The sequence below is a fragment of the Vibrio sp. D173a genome (assembly GCF_030248475.1).
Window position 1 is genome coordinate 1 of record NZ_JAHGAH010001614.1, and the last position, 600, is coordinate 600.

The window sequence follows — 600 nt, forward strand, 5'->3', positions numbered from 1 at the left end:
GATGCACCCTCTGCCTTCACAATCTCAACTTTGCCTTTAAAGCCAACTTGAGAGAGCTTCTTAACCAGATGCTCAGGGGCGGTATCAAACACCACCTTCATAAAAGGCAATTGCTCAGCATGAACAAATCCATGCTCATTAAACAGGTCCATTGCTTGAGATAAATGGTCTGAATCGGTTAACTCAATAATTTCTACAACTTCTTCCAACAACATTTTAGATTCCATACTCGCCAGAAAGTGACTGACACAAGCATCGTACTTTTGCTCGTATACATTTCAATGCTCAAAAAAGCACCCCTTTAGTAGTATCAAGAGAATAACATATTTCCTTGCGTAAAATATGTTTATTTTCGATTACTTATTAATACAAACCGGCGTCCTCCTCCTTTCGGTATCAAAGACAAGCCTCTCGACAGTCAAACGTAGATTAAGCGAATTAACCATAAATTATACTCTGTAGTCCTCTAGGTTAATTGCGTTTTGGTACTTTCTTTTTAACGAAACTCAGTATGAAAAGAGGACTCTACCTTGACTACCTTTACTAAATCCGTACTTGCTATGAGCGCCCTGACAGTGGCTCAAGGCGTTGCAGCGGCAG

1 protein-coding gene is annotated in these 600 nt (G+C 40.2%); it reads right to left on the minus strand.

Features of this window, described 5'->3' with window-relative positions; genetic code table 11:
- On the minus strand, positions 1-215 hold a 215-nt coding region (locus KIV40_RS35135; RefSeq protein ID WP_285354106.1), incomplete at its 3' end, for a hypothetical protein.
- Positions 216-600: the final 385 nt, after the last annotated feature.